The sequence below is a fragment of the Bartonella sp. WD12.1 genome (assembly GCF_002022415.1).
In the GTDB taxonomy this organism is placed as follows: domain Bacteria; phylum Pseudomonadota; class Alphaproteobacteria; order Rhizobiales; family Rhizobiaceae; genus Bartonella.
In genome coordinates, this window is the sequence record NZ_MUBG01000001.1 from 826,356 (window position 1) to 846,881 (window position 20,526).

Annotated in this window: 13 protein-coding genes; 7 read left to right on the forward strand and 6 right to left on the reverse strand. The window is 35.9% G+C overall.

Annotated elements, in window-relative coordinates; genetic code table 11:
* Window positions 1–22: 22 nt before the first annotated feature.
* Window positions 23–1,261, forward strand: a complete 1,239-nt coding sequence (locus BWD121_RS03625; RefSeq protein ID WP_078664060.1) for an FAD-binding protein — start codon at window positions 23–25, stop codon at window positions 1,259–1,261.
* A gap of 60 nt (window positions 1,262–1,321) precedes the next feature.
* Here BWD121_RS03625 and dnaE read toward each other — a convergent pair whose 3' ends face one another.
* Window positions 1,322–4,810 carry a DNA polymerase III subunit alpha gene (gene dnaE, locus BWD121_RS03630; protein WP_078663424.1) on the reverse strand — a complete coding sequence of 1,163 codons (3,489 nt, stop codon included), beginning with the start codon at window positions 4,808–4,810 and terminating at the stop codon, window positions 1,322–1,324.
* Between the two features lie 338 nt (window positions 4,811–5,148).
* On the opposite strand from dnaE, the gene recG reads away from it, so the two are divergent.
* Window positions 5,149–7,257: an ATP-dependent DNA helicase RecG gene (gene recG, locus BWD121_RS03635; protein WP_078663425.1), complete on the forward strand. Its 2,109-nt coding sequence runs from the start codon at window positions 5,149–5,151 to the stop codon at window positions 7,255–7,257.
* Between the two features lie 366 nt (window positions 7,258–7,623).
* Here the strand turns inward: recG and glmS are convergent, their stop codons facing one another.
* From glmS to BWD121_RS03660, 5 genes are all read right to left on the reverse strand, one after another.
* Window positions 7,624–9,447: a glutamine--fructose-6-phosphate transaminase (isomerizing) gene (gene glmS / locus BWD121_RS03640; protein WP_078663426.1), complete on the reverse strand. Its 1,824-nt coding sequence runs from the start codon at window positions 9,445–9,447 to the stop codon at window positions 7,624–7,626.
* Window positions 9,448–9,621: 174 nt separating this feature from the next.
* On the reverse strand, window positions 9,622–10,971 hold the full coding sequence (glmU, locus tag BWD121_RS03645; RefSeq protein WP_078663427.1) for a bifunctional UDP-N-acetylglucosamine diphosphorylase/glucosamine-1-phosphate N-acetyltransferase GlmU: 1,350 nt from the start codon (window positions 10,969–10,971) through the stop codon (window positions 9,622–9,624).
* A 14-nt stretch (window positions 10,972–10,985) separates the two neighbouring features.
* Window positions 10,986–11,774, reverse strand: coding sequence for a cytochrome c biogenesis CcdA family protein (locus tag BWD121_RS03650; protein WP_078663428.1), 789 nt, complete (start codon window positions 11,772–11,774; stop codon window positions 10,986–10,988).
* A gap of 46 nt (window positions 11,775–11,820) precedes the next feature.
* Window positions 11,821–12,777 carry a carboxypeptidase regulatory-like domain-containing protein gene (locus tag BWD121_RS03655; RefSeq protein WP_240536689.1) on the reverse strand — a complete coding sequence of 319 codons (957 nt, stop codon included), beginning with the start codon at window positions 12,775–12,777 and terminating at the stop codon, window positions 11,821–11,823.
* A gap of 66 nt (window positions 12,778–12,843) precedes the next feature.
* Complete coding sequence (locus BWD121_RS03660; protein ID WP_078663430.1) at window positions 12,844–13,167, reverse strand: iron-sulfur cluster assembly accessory protein; 324 nt, start codon at window positions 13,165–13,167, stop codon at window positions 12,844–12,846.
* A 107-nt stretch (window positions 13,168–13,274) separates the two neighbouring features.
* Here BWD121_RS03660 and BWD121_RS03665 point away from each other — a divergent pair, with 107 nt between their 5' ends.
* The 5 genes from BWD121_RS03665 (at window position 13,275) to BWD121_RS03685 (ending at window position 20,509) form a co-directional block, all read left to right on the forward strand.
* Window positions 13,275–14,474: a deoxyguanosinetriphosphate triphosphohydrolase gene (locus BWD121_RS03665; RefSeq protein ID WP_078663431.1), complete on the forward strand. Its 1,200-nt coding sequence runs from the start codon at window positions 13,275–13,277 to the stop codon at window positions 14,472–14,474.
* A 30-nt stretch (window positions 14,475–14,504) separates the two neighbouring features.
* Complete coding sequence (gene argS, locus BWD121_RS03670; RefSeq protein WP_078663432.1) at window positions 14,505–16,262, forward strand: arginine--tRNA ligase; 1,758 nt, start codon at window positions 14,505–14,507, stop codon at window positions 16,260–16,262.
* 176 nt (window positions 16,263–16,438) lie between these two features.
* Window positions 16,439–17,449, forward strand: a complete 1,011-nt coding sequence (locus BWD121_RS03675) for a hypothetical protein (RefSeq protein ID WP_078663433.1) — start codon at window positions 16,439–16,441, stop codon at window positions 17,447–17,449.
* Window positions 17,450–17,466: 17 nt separating this feature from the next.
* Complete coding sequence (locus BWD121_RS03680; RefSeq protein WP_078663434.1) at window positions 17,467–18,858, forward strand: SPOR domain-containing protein; 1,392 nt, start codon at window positions 17,467–17,469, stop codon at window positions 18,856–18,858.
* A 547-nt stretch (window positions 18,859–19,405) separates the two neighbouring features.
* Entirely contained in the window at window positions 19,406–20,509 is a 1,104-nt protein-coding gene (locus BWD121_RS03685) for a branched-chain amino acid aminotransferase (RefSeq protein ID WP_078663435.1), read from the forward strand.
* The last annotated feature ends 17 nt before the right edge of the window (window positions 20,510–20,526 follow it).

The following is a 20,526-nucleotide window of genomic DNA, read 5'->3' on the forward strand; positions in this document are numbered from 1 at the left end:
AATATAATATACAATGGCTATCATTGATCAACCGCCAATCATTATCGGGGCGGGAATTGCTGGTTTAAGTTCTGCTTTAGCACTTGCCCAAAAGGGAATTGCAAGTACTCTTATTGAAAAATGTAAACAACTCGATAGTGTAGGCGCTGGCATTCAGCTTACCCCAAATGCAACGCGCATTCTTGCCCACTGGGGGGTTTTAAAAAAATTAATCGAATTAGGTGTTGAACCACATTTTCTTGAGCTAAAAGACGGTATATCGTTAAAAACGCATTTTCATGTTGATCTTATCAATTTATCTGAAAAACGTTGGAAAGCTCCTTATATCACGATTCATCGAGCTGATTTACAGAAAGTTTTATATAGTGCTGTTCTTAAAAACCCTCTTATCACACGCAAATTAGGTGAAAATATCGTATCATCTACTCACACTACAACCCACAGCATTAATATAGAAACTATAAAAACAGAAGAATTAACTAAAATACAACAACACCAATTTTATTCTACATCACTTCTTATCGGATGCGATGGTGTTTGGTCGAAGTTACGCCAACTTGCCCCCTTCCATGAAAAAGCAGATTTTAGTGGTTTAATTGCTTGGCGTGCAACAGCAACATTTGAAAGTCTTCCTCCAAATTTTCGTTCTTTATTGCAAAATATAAAGACAATTACCGCCTGGATGGGACCTAAAAACCATCTTGTTGTCTATCCCATTCAATCAGCAAAAATTTTTAACTTGGTAGCTATCACTCATGGAGACAATGCACAAAAAAAATGGAATCAAAAAGGAGATAAAGAAAAACTTAAAGCTCTCTTTAATAATTGGAATCCCAAAATCCTCGAACTCTTTGATCATATTGACACTTGGAATTATTGGCCACTATTTCAAATGAATCGTGATCGTTTTGTGGGTTTAAAACAGCAAATATTTGTTGGGGACTGTGCACACGCAGCCTTACCTTTTGCAGCGCAAGGCGCTGCTATGGCGATAGAAGATGCCGCCACATTAGCAGAAGTACTTTCAATTAGTGACCTTTCACTCATTGAGGCTATTTCACTTTATGAAAAAATACGCAAACCTCGCGTTACAGCCATAAAAAAACGTGGAGATTTTAATAAACTAGTTTATCATGCAACCGGTCCTTTAGCGATTGCACGCGACTTTATAATGAAAATTCGTTCATCAGAAAATATTATATCCAGCCTTGATTGGCTTTACACTTATGATGCTATGAATCTGGCAGAAAATAACATTTAAAAATGATATAATAAAAACTACAAAATCTGCACTTTAAATAACAGTCACTTCACTGTTGATCTAACTCAACTCTACGTCGATCACACCATGAATTGCTTTTATAGCATTTGCCATCTGTAAATTCACTTTATATCGTTTTGAAAGCACAACTTCAACTTCCCGTACCCCATTTTCTTGAATCAGAATAAATGCCACTTCCCCATTGCCACCAGGCTTTAAATGCTGCTCAATTTGCGGAAGAATGTCTGCTGATTTTATAAAAAGGCGCATTGTTTTACGATCCCGTATTGATTCTTTTTCTAAGGACTGAATAGTTTCAATACGTAAACCAATCCCTTCAGAGCGATCTTCTGCAATCACTGTAACAATAAAAGACTTTCCCGGTTCTAACATATCTTCGTAAATAGAAAGTACCTCAGAAAATATAACTGCCTCATAGTGACCACTTGTATCGGAAAACTGAATAACTCCCATTTTCTTACCAGATTTTGTCTTGCGAATTTGTTTTGCCACAACAGTTCCAGCAAGCCGAGCAGCAGTTGCCCCTTTTTTAACTGCATCAGCAAAATCACTCCAATTTTGAACGCGTTTTTTCGTAAGAACAGTCTGATACTCATCCAAAGGATGAGCAGAAAAATAAAAACCTATTACTTGAAATTCGTGATGAAGTTTTTCAGCCAAAGACCATGGAGATGCTTGTGATAAAATCAAAGGTTCTTTCGGCCCATCCATCATCCCAAATATATCAGTCTGCCCACTACAATTATTATCAAGAATACGAATAGCACGTGCATTAAGAGTTCCAAGACTTGCTAATAAAACCTCACGTGCAACTTGAAAACAATCAAGAGCACCTGCATAAATCAAACTTTCCATCGCACGTTTATTAACAATACGAGGATCAACACGCTCACAAAAATCTTCCAGATCCTTAAATGGCTTATCTCCCCGACAAGCGACAATATGATCAACCACTAAATCACCTATACCTTTAATAGCGGCAAGGGAATAATAAATACACTTTTCACCAATTTCAAAAACACGACATGATGTTTGCACACAAGGTGCAACAACTTCAATTCCTAGCCTTAATGCTTCGCGTCGAAAATCATTCAACTTATCCGTATTTGTCATATCACATGTCATGGAAGCAGCTAAAAATTCAACTGGGTGGTGTGCTTTCATATAAGCTGTCTGATATGAAACAATTGCATAAGCGGCAGCATGCGATTTATTAAAACCATAGTCTGCAAATTTTGCTAAAAGGTCGAAAATAACATCAGCCTGATCTTTATCAATACCACCATCAACAGCGCCATTTACAAAACGCGTACGCTGTTTTTGCATTTCTTTGTGAATCTTTTTACCCATAGCTCGGCGCAATAAATCTGCTTCTCCAAGAGAATAACCAGAAAGTACCTGCGCAATCTGCATAACCTGTTCTTGATAAACAATAACGCCTTGTGTCTCTTTAACTAGATGATCTATTTTAGGATGAATAGAAGCAATTTCCTCTTTCCCATGTTTGCGTGCATTATATGTTGGAATATTCTCCATCGGACCAGGACGATAAAGCGCTACAAGCGCAATAATATCTTCAATGCGGTCCGGTTTCATCCCGATAAGTGCCTTACGCATACCAGAACTTTCAACTTGAAATACACCAACTGTCTCACCACGTGCTAACATAGTATAAGTCGTTTCATCATTAAGAGAGATATTCGATAAATCTATCTTTACACCTTTTCGTGCAACAAAATCCGTAGCCATTTTTAAAACAGTGAGCGTTTTTAAACCAAGAAAATCAAACTTCACCAAACCAGCTTGCTCAACGCATTTCATGTTAAATTGGGTAACTGGCATATCAGAACGTGGATCGCGGTACATTGGTACGAGCTCTGATAACGGCCGATCACCGATAACAATTCCTGCAGCATGGGTTGATGCATGGCGGTAAAGTCCCTCAAGCTGAAGTGCTATATCCAACATGCGTCCAATGACAGGATTCTTTTTCTTTTCTTCCTTAAATTTAGGTTCATCTCGAATAGCCATTGCCAATTCAACATTACTGCCAGGCATAGCAGGAACTAATTTGGTAAGATAATCAACCTGACGATAGGGCACTTCCAAAACACGTCCAACATCGCGCAACACCGCACGTGCCTGCAATTTACCAAATGTAATAATTTGAGCCACTTGATCACGTCCATATTTCTCTTGAACGTATTGAATAACCTCTTCCCGCCGATCTTGACAAAAATCGATATCAAAATCTGGCATAGAAATACGATCTGGATTGAGAAAACGCTCAAACAAGAGAGAAAAACGCAAGGGATCAACATCAGTGATAGTCAAAGCATAAGCAACAAGTGAACCAGCGCCAGAACCACGCCCTGGACCGACAGGAATATCATGACCTTTTGCCCATTTTATAAAATCCGAAACAATAAGAAAATAGCCAGGAAACTGCATACGTGTGATAACTGAAATTTCATAATCCAGTCGTTGCTCATAATCTTCAACTGTATAACCTTCAGCCAAACCAATCGTTTCAAGACGCATTTTTAAACCAGCTTTAGCCTGATTTAATAATTCCTTAACCTCGTCTTCTAAAGCAGAATCTGAATCTACAGATCGTTCTGTAAAACGGGGTAAAATAGGTTTTCGAGTTGGTACAAAAGTATGACAACGTAACGCAATTTCAACGCTATTTTCTAAAGCTTCTGGAAGATCAGAAAATAATGAAACCATTTCATCTTGTGACTTCAAATAATGATCTGGCGTCACACGCCTGCGATTTGGATTGGAAACAATCTGCCCTTCTGCCACGGCCATCAATGCATCATGAGCCTCGTATCCTTCTTTATTCAGAAAAAAAGCCTCATTGGTTGCAACAAGAGGAATTTCATGCGCATAAGCTAATTCAACAAGCGCAGCTTCAACTTTCCGATCGTAAGAACTATGTCGTTGTAATTCAACATAAAGACGATCACCAAAAATTTGCTTCAAATAAGTTAAATGCTCAACAGCCCGTTCTTTTTTATTTTCTACTAAGGCCAAATTAATGGGGCCATTCCACCCCCCAGTTAAAGCAATAATTCCTTCATTTTGCGATAATAGCCAATCAGCCTTAATATGAGGAGGATCCGTATCACCTTTATCAAGATAAGCGCGACTAACAAGGCTAATCAAATGAGCATAGCCAGCTTCGCTAGCAGCAAACAAAACGATAGAAGCAAAATCAGAAGGGTTGCGTGGTTTGATTAAACGTGGATCACAATTCTCATGTTCAAAATCAATCGCAAGCTGACAACCAATAATAGGTTGAATACCATCTGTAAAACAATGTTGAGAAAACTCTAAAGCACCAAATAAATTATTCGTATCTGTAATGGCTATCGCTGGTGCATGATCAGAAATTGCATGCTGAATAATTTGCCTGATTTTCAAAGCCCCTTCAAGAAGGGAATAAGCTGAATGAACCCTCAAATGAATAAAGCGAGGAAGAGAATTTTTACTGTTTAGTATTTTGCTTTTTTTTTCTGGCATTTTCACAATTTCCCATCACAACATAAATGCCAAATTGCAACTATTATGTGTTTCATAATAAAAAGTACTCTAGTTTCCCCTATATTCAATCTATAATTTTAGCATTATTGTATATCTGGAAAGTACTCCAATTCTTTTCATATCATATATAACATTACCGATATTAGCTACCCTTCTTGCATTGTTCTTATCGCATTTGTTAATTTAATTTTTTATTCTTGCTATCTAAGGCTTAAAATTAAAAATAATACAATTTATTCTCATAAACTGAGTAATTTATCCCCAAAAAGCTCCTTTAAAGTACTAGAAAAAATGAAAAGAGCAGGCTAAATTTCCTTATGTATTTAAACCTCTTTAACCTTCTTTCAACCTCTATTCGCACTCTTCCAGGAGTGAACCCCAAAATATATCCCTTACTGGCTAAAATTTTAAACGCCAATCTCTCACAATATGAACCGACCATAATTGACCTTCTCCAACTAATGCCTCATTCGGTTATAGACCGAAGAATGCGACCTGATATTGCTTTTGCGCCAGAAGGAAAAATCGTTACTCTTGAAATCATAATCGATCAACACCGACCACCACCAAATAGTAACAATCGATCACCTTATCGTGTCATTGGTCATGATAAAACAGGAAATATAAATTTAGTGTTTTTTCACGCTCAACGTTCCTGGTTAGAAAGACAGCTCCCTGAAGGAAAAAAAGTAATTGTATCAGGTAAAGTAGAACGATTTAACGGGCAGCTTTCAATAGTTCACCCTGATCATATAGCGCCTAGTGAACAATTAAACCAGATGCCACTAATTGAACCTATCTATCCTTCTACCGCTGGGCTATCAGCAAGAGCATTAAAACGTGCAATGCAAGGTGCTCTTAAGCGTATTCCTCTTTTGCCAGAATGGATAGAGGAAAATCTTAAAAAACAACAACAATTTCCTTCTTTTTCTGATGCTTTGCATCGTATTCATGCACCGACAGACCCTAATGATTTGGCTTTAAAAAGTGCAGCACGTCAACGCCTTGCCTATGATGAATTTCTTGCTGGTCAATTAGCTCTTGGTCTTGTGCGTTTAAAAACAAAATCTCTTTCAGGTGCTTCCCGTCCACCAACAGGCGTTTATACAGAAAAATTGCTTGAATCCTTACCTTTTCAACTGACAAATGCACAAAAACAAGCAATACAAGATATTGCAAGTGATTTAGCTTCACCTGAACCTATGTTAAGACTCCTTCAAGGTGATGTAGGAACAGGAAAAACCGTAGTTGCACTAATGGCAATGGCGCAAATTGCTGAAAATTCAGGTCAGTCAGCTCTAATGGCCCCCACAGAAGTGCTTGCACGACAACATTTTACTATGATTGCTCCTCTTGCTGAAAAAATTGGTTTACAAACAGTTCTTTTAACTGGACGAGAAAAAGGAAAATCACGCGTAAATATTCTTAGTGATATATTGTCAGGGAAAACCTCTATTATTATCGGCACCCACGCCTTGATACAAAAGAATGTTACTTATAATAATCTTGCTTTAACCATTATTGATGAGCAGCACCGTTTTGGTGTAAATCAACGTCTTGCCCTTACAGCAAAAGGTCATAAACCTGACATATTAGTGATGACAGCCACCCCTATTCCACGCACACTGGTGTTAACAACCTTTGGTGACATGGATGTATCAAAAATTACAGAAAAACCAATTGGACGAAAACCAATCACTACAGCAACTGTCCCTTTAGAGCGGATTGATGAACTTATAGAGCGAATTGCAGTTGCGTTAGAAAAAGGAGAAAAACTTTATTGGATCTGTCCCCTGGTAGAAGAATCAGAAAACTTTCAACTCACTTCGATTGAAAACCGTTTTGCCATTCTCCATAAACGATTTGGTGCATGTGTTGGTATGATACATGGAAAAATGTCCACCACTAAAAAAAATGTAGCAATAGCATCTTTTAAATCTGGAGAGACATGTATTTTAGTTGCAACTACAGTTATTGAAGTGGGAGTAGATATTCCTGATGCCTCAATCATCATAATCGAACATGCGGAGCATTTTGGTCTTTCACAATTACACCAATTACGTGGACGCGTTGGACGAGGAGAAAAAAAATCTTCTTGTATTTTACTATATAAAGCTCCACTTACAAAAACAGCTGCAATGCGTCTTAATATCATACGTAACACAGAAGATGGTTTTAAAATTGCTGAAGAAGACCTACGTTTGCGAGGAGAAGGTGAACTTTTAGGAACACGACAATCTGGTACGCCTGAGTTCCACATAGCAAACCTTACAGTGCACCATAAACTTTTGTTAATGGCAAGAAAGGATGCATACTTATTCTTGCAACACGATTCTGATCTTTCTTCAGAACGGGGACAAGCTTTACGCTTACTTCTCTACCTTTTTAGACATGATGATGCCATTCAGCTTTTACGTTCAGGCTAACTTTTAACAAGCGTATTTACGAACAAAATTATCCAAAATTCTATTGCTAAATAAAGTTTTAATCACCCTAAAAAAATGCTCTGCAAAAAACTGTGTGTGCACTAAATGAATATCTGAGTTTTAAAACTTCTATTTTGTATAAGTTATTAGAAAACAAAATATATTATTTTTTCACACTTCCTAAAAGAACTATACCCTATTCTTTCTTAATAACCTAAACAGTAAGTTGATAAATATTTTTATAGTAAAAAAACTTCAATTAGATAATAAAAGCTTTCTTTAATAATGAATGCCAATTCTAATTTTTACATTTTGATTTTTATCTGTAATTATTTTCTATGCCTCCTAAAGACATAAAACTATTTTTTATTCGACTGTTACTGATTTTGCCAAATTACGAGGTTGATCAACGTCTGTTCCCAATAAAACAGCTATGTGATAAGCGATTAACTGAATAGGTAAAGTATAAATAATAGGTGCAATAAACTCTGGAACCTCTGGCAAAATGATAGTCGACGAAGAACTAAAACGTGTGGCCTCCATTCCTCTTTTATCCGTTATCAAAATGATACGGCCATTGCGTGCTGCCACTTCTTGCATATTAGAAAAAGTTTTTTCAAACCATTTATCATAAGGTGCAATAACAATAACTGGTAATGTTTTATCAACCAATGCAATCGGTCCATGCTTCAATTCACCCGCTGCATAACCTTCAGCGTGAATATAGGAAAGTTCTTTCAATTTGAGTGCTCCCTCCAAAGCAATTGGATAAGAAGTACCACGCCCAAGATAGAGAACACCTTTTGCATTCACTAAATCACGACAAATGTGCTCAATTGTGTTATCAAGTTTTAAAACCTCATTTAAAATTCGTGGTACTTCTGCTAATTGTTGAACTAACCGCTGTTCTACCGTTTCTAAAAGACACCCACGTTGTTTAGCTGCACACAGAGCCATTGACGCAAGTGTTGATAATTGACAAATAAAAGCTTTCGTTGAAGCAACACCAATTTCTGGGCCAGCCAATGTCGGTAAAACAAAATCAGCTTCCCTTGCCATTGTTGATTGCTCAACATTTACAACTGTCGCTGTTTTTACACCACAATCCCGACAATAGCGTAAAGATGCTAATGTATCCGCTGTTTCACCGGACTGAGAAACGAATACTGACAACACATCAGTTGTCATAGGTGGTTCCCGATAACGAAATTCAGAAGCCACGTCATTATTAACACTTAAAGCAGCAAGACTTTCAAACCAATAACGCGCAACTAAGGTCGAATAATAAGCAGTTCCGCAGCTTGCAAATAATAATCGGTTAACATTTTTCCAATCAATTGAATTTTCAAGTGGGCGAACTTTATAATTTCCAAGATCAAGATAACGCGCTAAATTATGAGAAATAACATCAGGTTGTTCAAATATTTCCTTGCGCATAAAATGACGATGACCACCTTTGGAAACAAAAAAAGTTCCATCACACAATGTTGTAATGGGACGTTCCGTCTGCTGCCCATCTGCATTATAAATTGTTACCCCTTCACGTGTAAGAACAGCCAAATCCCCATTTTCTATATAGCTTATACGATTTGTAAATGAAGCTAAAGCAATTGCATCTGACCCTACAAAAAATTCATCCTTACCATAGCCAATCGCTAAAGGGGGGCCAGAACGAACAGCAATGATCAGATTATCTTCACCTTCAAAAATAAGAGCAATCGCAAAAGCACCCTTTAATTTTTTCCAACCTGTGCATGTTGCTTCCTGCGGAGAAAGACCATTTTTTAACGCACGGGTAATTAAATGAGCAATAACTTCTGTATCAGTTTCCGTTTCAAAGGTATAACCGTCTTCGATGAGTTCTTTTCGCAATTCTACAAAATTTTCAATAATACCATTGTGCACAATTGCAAGCCGATCGGTCATATGGGGATGAGCATTGCGTTCTACGGGGACGCCATGTGTAGCCCAACGTGTATGGCCAATTCCCAAATTACCCTTTAAAGGTGTGTTTTTTAGTTTTTCTTCTAAATGAGCCAACTTACCTTCGGCTCGAATACGATGAAGGTGCCCATTAAATACTGTTGCTAAACCAGATGAATCATAACCTCTGTATTCAAGACGTCTCAAACCATCAACCAAATAGGATGCAACAGGTTTATTTCCAACAATTCCGATAATTCCGCACATTAGAAAGCTCCAACTACATCCTTAAGTTTATAACAGTCCCAATAAATAATTAGACTAATCCCATTCAAAATTTTAGGCGACCATATGAAATAAAATATGTTACGATCATAAAAAAGGATAAATTTTATTATAATTGCTTAGATCACTATAAAACAAAAAAAGAAATTGAAATATTTACTTTTTTCGTTTGTCTATTGATAAATATGTACGCAATTTTGTTGCACGATTTTCTTTTATTACCTGTCGTGCACGCCCAAAAGCCAAACTGTTTATAGGAACATCTTCAGTGATAACACTTCCTGAAGCTATATAGGAATCTTTTCCGATAATTAATGGAGCAACAAGTGCTGAATTAGATCCAATAAAAACATTGTCATCAATCATAGTTTTATATTTATGAAAACCATCATAATTGCACGTAATCGTACCAGCTCCGATATTAGTATGCGAGCCAATTTCTGCATCACCAATATAACTCAAATGGTTAATTTTAGCAGCTTCCCCTACTTTAGCTTGCTTAATTTCACAAAAATTCCCAACCTTAACTGATCGTGCTAACTCTGTCCCAGGTCGTAAACGTGCATAGGGACCAATTTGCGTATCTGCGCCAACAAAAGCCCCCTCTAAATAACTAAATGCGCGAATAACTGCACCAGATTGTACTTTAACCCCTGGCCCAAAATAAACATTTGGCTCAATCAAAACACCTGGTTCAATTTCTGTATCATAAGAAAAATAAACACTTTCTGGCTTCAATATTGTCACACCAGATAACATGAAATCACGTGCTTTACGTTTCTGCCATAAAGTATCAACTTCAGAAAGCTCAAAACAATTATTAACCCCTATAACATTATCAAAAGGTACTTCAATGGCCTTAACATTTAGCCCTTCACGTGATGCAATAGAAACAATATCTGTTAGATAATATTCTTGCTGCGCATTATTATTACTAATTTTATCCAAGAGAGAAAGCGCATGCTTTCCATTAATAGCCATTATTCCGCCATTACAAAAAGAATTCTTTTTCTCTTCATCACTTGCATCTTTTTCTTCTACAATAGCTATAAATTTACCATCTTTTTCGATAAGACGACCATATCCCGTTGGATCAGGAGCATAAAAACCAGTTATAACAACATCAGCTCCCATAGCAAGAGGAGCGCGAATCTGTGTCAATGAAGTATGTTCAATCAAAGGAGTATCACCAAAGATAATCAGGACATCATCTACTCCTTTTTGTAAAGCTAGTCGAGCAGATAAAACAGCATGAGCTGTTCCTAAACGCTCCTTTTGTTCAAAAATCATGACATCTTTTACATATGATTGAACAACTTTAGTAACATCTTTTCCACCAGCGCCCACGACAACTGCTAATTGTGAAAAACCTGCCAATTCTACTTGTTTCACCACATGGCATATAAGTGGTAACCCTGCCACCTTATGAAGTACTTTGGGGAGAAACGACTTCATACGCGTTCCCTCCCCTGCCGCAAGAACAATAGAAAGACAATTTCTAACCATAAAACACACAGAAATTAATGAAAAAAACTAAACCAACGAGAAATATCATGCCAACTGATAGCTTCGACATTACTCAGTAAAGGATAATTTTCTAAAAGCCAAAATGAAAAATTTTGAATATAACCCGTCAAAAATAAAATACCTGTAATAACCAGAAAAATACCAATAATTTTTTCAACTTTTCCTAAATGAACACGAAAAGCTCCCAAAAACTTCATAAAACTGCTTGAAAATAAAGCTGCCAATACAAAAGGCACTGCGAGACCTAACGAATAAAATCCTAAAAGGATAGCCCCCTCACCTACAGTTTCTTTTGTTCCTGCAAGCGTTATAATAGGCCCTAAGATTGGACCAATACATGGTGTCCAACCAAATGCAAAAGCTAAACCTATAACATAAGCCCCTAAAGGCCCAGTAGGAATTTTACGCGTCTGAAAACGTGCCTCCCGAGATAACAAGTTAATTTTAAAAACATGCAAAAAATTTAAACCAAAAATGATAATAATAATTCCAGCAGCAATAGCAAACCAATCACGATAATAACCAATGAATTTACCAATTGTACTTGCACTTGCTCCTAAAGCAACAAAAACAGTTGTAAACCCAAGCACAAAAGCAAAAACAGAAGATAAAAGTGCCACGCGAACAGATGTGTTTCCATTCTCCTTTTCTGAACGAAAATCATCAACACTAATACCAGCCATATAGCACAAATAAGGAGGAACTAACGGCAAAACACACGGTGATAAAAAAGATAACGCACCGGCAAAAAACACACTCAATATTGAAAATTCTAAAACCAAAATTTTATACCTATTCTCAATTATAGTTTATATTCACAAATGATAATCAATTCATCACTTCATCAAATTTCTGTATATTTTGTGTATTTGCTATAACATTTACATCTTCATCTCGACCAGAAACTACTGAAAAAACTTTTTGATAAATTTGATCTTTATTTTTAGCAATCGCAATATAATCACCTTCAGCCAATACAAGTGAAACATAAGCCCCAACTGTTTCATAAACAATATCACCAGACTCATTAGTAATCGACCAACTTGTATCTGCCAACGCCTCTCCTCCTTCTTGACGGACCAACTTTAATACAATCTGAGCTGCTTGATGTTGAAAGGTTACCTCAATAATTTTGCCCGCATCTACTTGGATATCCGAACGTGTTATGGCATTAACCAAACCATAATGAGAAACAACATGGTAATGACCTGTTTTTAAACGTACAATCGATTGAGGTTTCACATTCGACAAGATCACGCCCGTATCATCATTTTCCTCTGCATCTTTATAGATAGTAAAATGTAATTCCTTTTCGTTAACTGTGCCATTAAGTAATGTGCTGTTAAAAACAATACCACCAGCATTAAGATTAAAATTTTTGACGAACTCTTGTCCATTTTTTAAATTTACCTGATCTACCATACTTGCATGACCAAATGAAACATGCACAAGATAACTGCCCTCTTCTAAATCAAAATGTGCAGTGCCACCTTCAAAAGTTGCGATCAATGGTAATTTATTATCAATGCCCAAGATAGGTGTATAAACACGCCATACTAATCCTTTTGTAATATTCTCACTGTTACGAGTTAATCGAGCATTGAGTGTCAGTTTAGCTTGAGAATGCTCCTGTTCATGATCTTCAGAATGTGTAATGAAAGTTATTGGTTGCTCTTGTTGATAATTTTGAGGCTCTTTTTCTTCAGAAAATGCATTATCATTCCAAATCAACAAAACAGGTATTATAGCTAACCGTAAAGTCTGACGTAATATTTTTGTAAACATGCTCATCTCTACATTGTTGACCAAAGCAACAATCTTTTCAAGAAGCAATATTAGAGAATCATTATTCTAAATTGAAAAACTAACACCACAACCACATGATGAGGCAGCATTGGGATTATGTATTTGAAAAGATTGCTCCATGAGATTGTCAACAAAATCAATTTCTGCCCCTCTCATGAAAGGAAGAGAGAGTGAATCAATTAATATAACCGCTCCATCTTTTTTTATAACAAGATCATCTTCTCTACTTTCAGAAACTAAATCATATTTATATGAAAAACCTGAACACCCACCACCTTCAACAGAAATTCGTAACGCTATTTTATCGGGTTTACTTGAAAGTATCTGTGCAATCCGCTTAGCAGCAAAATCTGATATTTTTACACTCATTTTTACACACCCTTGCATTAAACTGTTGAGAAAGCGTATCCTAAACAGATAAAAGCTTGTTAATAACAAATTGATTTTAAATTTAAGGTGAGAATGGATAACTTGCAATGGATAATAATACCAATTTCAATTACCAATCTCGGGCAATATATAGCACAAATCCACAAAGAAGCCGTGGTAGATTATTTAATGAAGCTATAAGTACCATACGTACACCTTTTCAACGAGATAGGGACCGTATTATTCACTCTAATGCATTTCGACGTCTTAAACATAAAACCCAAGTGTTTATTGCAGACGAAAGTGATCATTATCGCACTCGCCTTACCCATTCGATCGAAGTTTCCCAAATCGCGCGTACATTAGCTCGTGCATTATATCTTGATGAAGATCTTGCCGAAGCCATCGCTCTTGTGCACGACTTTGGGCATACGCCTTTTGGGCATGCAGGGGAAGATGCTCTTAATGAAGCAATGGCACCTTATGGTGGTTTTGATCATAACGCACAAGCATTACGTATTGTTACAAAGCTTGAACATCGTTACGCAAACTTTGATGGATTAAATCTCACCTGGGAAACACTTGAAGGACTTGTGAAACATAATGGACCTCTTTTAGGCCCTCATTCTTCCAATAAAAACGTCCCTATTGATATTTTGCAATATAATGTACAACAAGATCTTGAACTTGACTGTTTTGCTGGATTAGAAGCGCAATGTGCTGCTATTGCTGATGACATTGCTTACAATGCTCATGATATTGATGATGGTTTACGCGCACATTTTTTAACAATTAATCAATTCGAAAATATTTCGTTAACCGCTTCATTATTACACAATATTGAACAAGAATACCCACAGCTTGACCAAACTCGGCGTGGCTACGAACTGGTACGCAGACAAATAACAGTCATGGTTGAGGATGTTATCGAACAATCACAAAAAAACTTAACACTCATAAAACCTGAAAGTGTAAACGACATTCACCAGGCAGGACAAACTATTGTTACCTTTTCTCCCACAATGGCCATTCAAGAAAAACAGTTAAAGGATTTCTTATTTAAAAATCTTTATTATCATGACCAAGTCCTCACACGTCGAAATGCAGCAAAACAGGTTATACAAAAATTATTTGATTGTTATTATAACAATCCAGAACTCATGCCTGAAAACTGGTGCAACAAAATAACTCATTTAACAAATCAGGAATTGGCACGTCTCATTGCTGATTTTTTATCAGGTATGACCGACCACTATGCATTGCGTGAATACCACCGACTATTTGACCATACAGATGATTTCGTTTAATTAATTTCGAATACAATATGGAATTAGAATATGAATATCTTTAAAAGTTTCGAAAAAAAAATTAAAGAATTAATCGAATTATCTGATATAAAAGAAAAAAATAGAGAAACTTTAGATTTATCAAAAGTTACTGTTGACCCCCCACGAGATCCTTCGCACGGTCATCTATCAACCAATGCAGCTATGGTGCTTGCAAAATCTGTTGGACTTAACCCGCGCATACTCGCAGAAAAAATTATAGAACTTCTAAAAAATGATCAGTCTATTGAATGCATTAATGTTGCTGGTCCTGGGTTTATTAATATCAAACTGACCAAATCATTTTGGCAAGACGTATTAAAATCAATGATTGAAGCAGGTGTAGCCTATGGTCGTAGCCAAATAGGACAGAGTAAACGAGTCAATGTTGAGTATGTTTCTGCAAATCCAACAGGTCCAATGCACGTCGGACATTGCAGAGGAGCCGTTATTGGAGATGTTCTTTCTAATTTACTTCAATTTGTTGGCTACAATGTCACTAAAGAATATTACATTAATGATGCTGGTGGACAAGTTGAAGTACTAGCACATTCTGTTTTGTTGCGCTACCGTCAAGCGCTTGGGCAAACAATCAATGAAATTCCAGAAGGGCTGTATCCTGGTGAGTATCTGATACCATTAGGGCAATCGCTTGCTCAAGAGTTTGGTGACCGATTGCTTACTATAGATAAATCTGAAGCTGTATCTATAGTAAAAGAGCGTGCAATTGACGCAATGATGACTATGATTCGCGATGATTTATCTGCCTTGAACATTCATCATGACGTTTTTTTTTCCGAACGAATGCTTTATGCTGATAATGCGCAAGCCATTCGCAATGCAATCAATGACCTCACTTTAAATGGTTATATCTATAAAGGTACACTCTCTCCACCAAAAGGGAAAATCGTAGAAGATTGGGAACCACATGAGCAAACCTTATTCCGTTCAACTGATGTTGGTGATGATCAAGACCGTGTTTTGATTAAATCGGATGGTTCTTACACTTATTTTGCCGCTGACATTGCTTATTTTCGTGATAAATTTAATCGCCATTTCGACGAGATGATTTATATTTTAGGTGCAGATCACGCCGGATACGTAAAACGATTAGAAGCAGTAGCAAAAGCAATTTCTGGAGATAAAGCCAAACTGGCTGTTTTCTTATGCCAATTAGTGAAACTCTTTCGGAATGGTCAACCTGTACGTATGTCCAAAAGAGAGGGGTCGTTTGTTACCCTGCGCGATGTTGTAGAAGAAGTTGGTTGTGATCCAGTGCGTTTTATGATGCTTTATCGTAAATGTGAAGCACCTCTTGATTTTGATTTCACAAAAGTGACAGAACAATCAAAAGATAATCCTATTTTTTATGTGCAATATGCAAGTGCACGTTGTCATTCAGTTTTTCGTCAAGCACAAGAAAACCTGCATGTCGACAACCTTTCAAGTAACATAATGATTCCCTATCTTGACAAGTTAATAGATGATAGCGAAATATTGTTAATACGTAAACTTGCTGAATATCCACGTATTATTGAACAAGCTGTAATTCATAAAGAGCCGCATCGACTAGCGTTTTATCTTTATGATCTTGCTTCAAACTTTCACGGACATTGGAATAAAGGTAATGATAATCCTGGTTTACGCTTTACAAAACTTGAAGATAAAGAATTATCCTTAGCTAGATTAGGTTTGATTCAAGCTGTTATGAATATTTTATCATCAGGACTTCAAATTGTAGGAATAAAAGCATCAACAGAAATGCGTTGAAAAAGTCCTACAAAGCTATAAAATAGACCTTTTATTAAAAATGTTTTTTGTATACTTCTTTTATAAAAATGCATTTTTTTTGATTGAAAGAAAAGATTTTATGATTCCAAACATAATAAATCTAAATTAACAAAAATTTACTGCATTCAAACGCAGATCATCATGTGAGAAAACCTATGAGCGATAATAATCGCAAAAATTTGCAGGAAGAAAAACAAAATCATGGACAGCATGATTCTGTGGAAGAGTTTACGCAAATTTTCAATTCAAACACACAAGATAGAAATCAAAATTCTCATCACACCTACTCTTCGTTAGAACCTGATTATTCCACACCTCAAACTCCATTCCAAAATGATGATTTTGATCTTCCCTTTTTAGAAGACAATTTTGAAAATAATTCAGTGGATGAATCGCCATTTGACAGTCAAAATGAGCAATGGAACTTACAATCAAATGTTAACAATCCAACTTCAATGGATACAGCTGCCCCTGCTTCCAATTACTCAGAAGAAAATAGTTCTTTTTCTGAAGAAATGCATTCTTATTCTCCCCATAATGATGAAGAACAAATCTTAGAAGCACTTTCCCCATTACCTATTCAGAAGAATGAGGGGCTACAAAATAAAACGGCACAAACTAATATTGATCCTTTTTTTGAAACAGATAATTTAAACACAAATTTAGAAAATTTTTTTCTTGATGAGATAGACGAACAAAATAAAAATACAATCACTAAAAAAGTATATGAAGAAACTGAAGCTTTTTTACAAACAAACGCACAACAGCCCACAACTAACAATACACAATCAAATTATGATGATAAGCAAAGCGCTTATCATACACCCGTAAATTCTCCTTATGAGATGCGGGTTAATCAACAAAATTTGGGTAATAATCATTATGATGGTGAATTCTTAAAACAAGAAGATAAAACTGCAAAAATTACAGAATATAAAGATACGCAAACCCAATATTCCCAAAACAATATAAACACTACTGAAGATATTTCTCATCAAAACAGTGCGAGTGAAATTTGGAATAATCAAAATAATTTAAGTGACACACAAGCCTTATCAGAACTTCTTAATACCACACAAACAGAAAATTTTTTCTTGATGAGCATTCTCACAATGACAATCCTCCTCCAGAGGTTGACACTTATAAATTTGCAGACGAAATCGTAGAAAAAACTGAACCCATTATGGCTTCAAAAATTCTCTATGAGGCGCCCAAACATGATGTACCTGCTGATGGTCTTCAAAAAGAATTCTCTGACATATTCAATGTAGGAAATGTCTCTTCAGAAGATTTTTTACAGCAGCAACACAATGAATCCTTCAATGAAATTTCTCATCATACTAAGCAAGATCCAGAAGAAAGTTCATCCATAAGTACCTCGCAACAGAGTGCTAACCATTCTTCTGTTGAAAACAAAGAACAACCTTTTCCCCCTCTTGCCAATAGTTCGCAACATAAATCTGCAGACGAAGTGCCCACCCATGTATTAGCAACTGCATATTCGAAAAATTTTATCAGAAAAAATTTTATTAGAAGTGTTATTCTTTTTGCTCTGATTGCAATTAGTATTTTTAGCTATTTTCGCTTTTTTATATCATCAAGTGAAAATGAAAACCCTCTCATTATTCATGCTGATAACACACCTTTTAAAGTCAAACCAGAAACAACTGACACTGAAAATAATGTTACTCATGATTTAAATATTTACAATCAAAAAAATAGTAAAGACGAAACACAGGAAAGTGCACAACAGCCTCTTGTTGACAGTTCTGAAACGCCTGAAAATTTAACAGTATTAAATGAGAAGGCACCTGAAAATATCTCTTCTGCTTCTTCTCATGATGAACCTAATATTGAAGATGCAATTACAGAAGCTCTCGACCATACCGTACCAACACGAGAAGTTCAAACTGTTATTGTAAAAGCAGATGGTACAATGGTACTTACTCCAGCGCATCAAACAAATGAAAAACTGGCAGATCAGTCTATAGAATCCACTGATCAATCTGAAGCAATTAATCAATCTGCTGATCAACCTCAAGATGACTCTGTAGATTCTGTTCAATCATCTAATATCAACAATAATCAAGTAGAAGATAGCACCGCAACAAATATTGACACAATTATTGCGGAAAGTGCTTCTATCCCTGATGATGGAAATTTCTTCACTCCTAATAAAACTCCTAATGAAAATCCTTCTATTCCTAGTACTGAAAAGAAAACTAAAGATTCATTCATACCAGTGCCTTTATCTGTAAAACCTAATTTAACTGTACAAACACATAGTAGTGATCGTTCAAATTTATCGGCACAAATAACAACACACAACTCAGAAAATTACTATGTACAACTTGCATCGCACCCAACGTCTGAATTAGCTGAAAATTCTTTGAGAAAATTAAAATCTAAATTTGGATCTCTTATTGGTGAGCGTCCTTTCAATATTCAATTTACTTCTATACCAGAAAAAGGGACCTATTATCGTATCCGTATTCAAACTCAAAATCGTAATGAAGCTATAAACCTCTGCGAAAACATCAAAATCTCTGGCGGAAATTGCTTTGTTACACGCTAAATAATATAGTAACAGCCTATTGTTGCTATATGTTTTGCTTATTTTTTGCTTAATTCAATTCTATTACAGCTTTATCCTATAAAGACGCGTTCTTGTGATTTTGTAAAAAATTCAAAAGTAAAAACAAGCAAATAATGAACACAAAGGTAGTCAAAAGCCTTTATTAAGTAAAATACGTGTTTTTATTTTTTGTTTGTTTTACAGCTCCACACGTTTCTCACATACGCGAATGAGTTTAATCAATCATTGTAAATTCCTCTTTTTATTTCCCCTAATTTTAAATCATTTAAATGATGTGCATACGTACAGTTATTCAGATTCTTATTTCAGAAGGATAATAAATATTTACAAAAGTTTTGAGTCTCTCGACAAATTCTCAAATTAAAACTCTGACGATATAATCAAAAAGTATTTAAGAATAATCTCACATCTGCAATAAAAACGTTGACACTAAGAAATTGCTAATCATAATTTACAATTGAAATATCTTGTTATCTTCTCAGTAAAAATATATAAAAATAAAATATAATCTCAGAAGGTTTCATTTATGACTTCTTTTACATCATCTCTCCCATTTAAAATAGAAAAGCATCCGTCACCTTTATCAAATGAAAAACGAGAAGAAATTCTAAAAAATCCTGGTTTTGGTCAATTTTTTACAGATCATATGGGTATTATTCAATGGACAGAAGAGAAAGGTTGGCACAATGCCATTATTTCTCAGTACAAATCTTTAGAGATCAATCCTGCAAGTACCGTTTTACACTATGCTCAAGGAATTTTTGAAGGCTTGAAAGCATACCGTGCAAAAGATGGACGTATTTTATTATTTCGTCCTGATGCTAACGCGCAACGTTTTGCAGAATCTGCCAAACGATTAGCTATGTCTGAGCTACCAAAAGATATCTTCTTAAATGCTATCAATCAATTGGTGAAAATTGATCAAAAGTGGGTTTCTGATCATCCAAATGCTAGTCTTTATTTACGCCCATTCATGTTTGGTAATGAAAGCTTTTTAAAAGTACGTCCTTCTCGAGAATATATTTTTTGCATTATAGCATCTCCAGTTGAGTCATATTTTACAGGAGAAAAAACCGTTAGTGTATGGGTTGAAACAGAATATAGTCGTGCTGGTCCAGGTGGTACGGGAGCTGCCAAATGTAGCGGAAATTATGCAGCAGGTTTACTGGCACAAAATAACGCAATTAAAAATAATTGTAGTCAAGTGCTGTTCCTTGATATGGTTGAACATAAGTGGATTGAAGAGCTTGGCGGTATGAATATTTGCTTTATCATGGCAAATAATACTCTTGTAACACCTGCATTAAATGGCACCATTCTTCCAGGAATAACACGTGATTCAATTTTGAAGTTAGCGCAACAAATGAATCTAACAATAGAAGAGCGTCCTTATTCTTTTGAATCTCTAAAAGAAGATGCAAAAAATGGTAAACTTAAAGAAGTTTTTGCTTGTGGTACTGCTGCTGTTATCACATCAATTGGACGATTTAAATATAAAGGGGGAGAATTTGTCATTGGGGATGAAACAATTGGTGACATCACAGCAAAACTTCACGCACAATTAATTGGCATTCAAAAAGAAAATATAGAAGACAAAAATGGCTGGGTACACCCTGTTCAGCTTACTTAAAAACTCATAAAAACTAG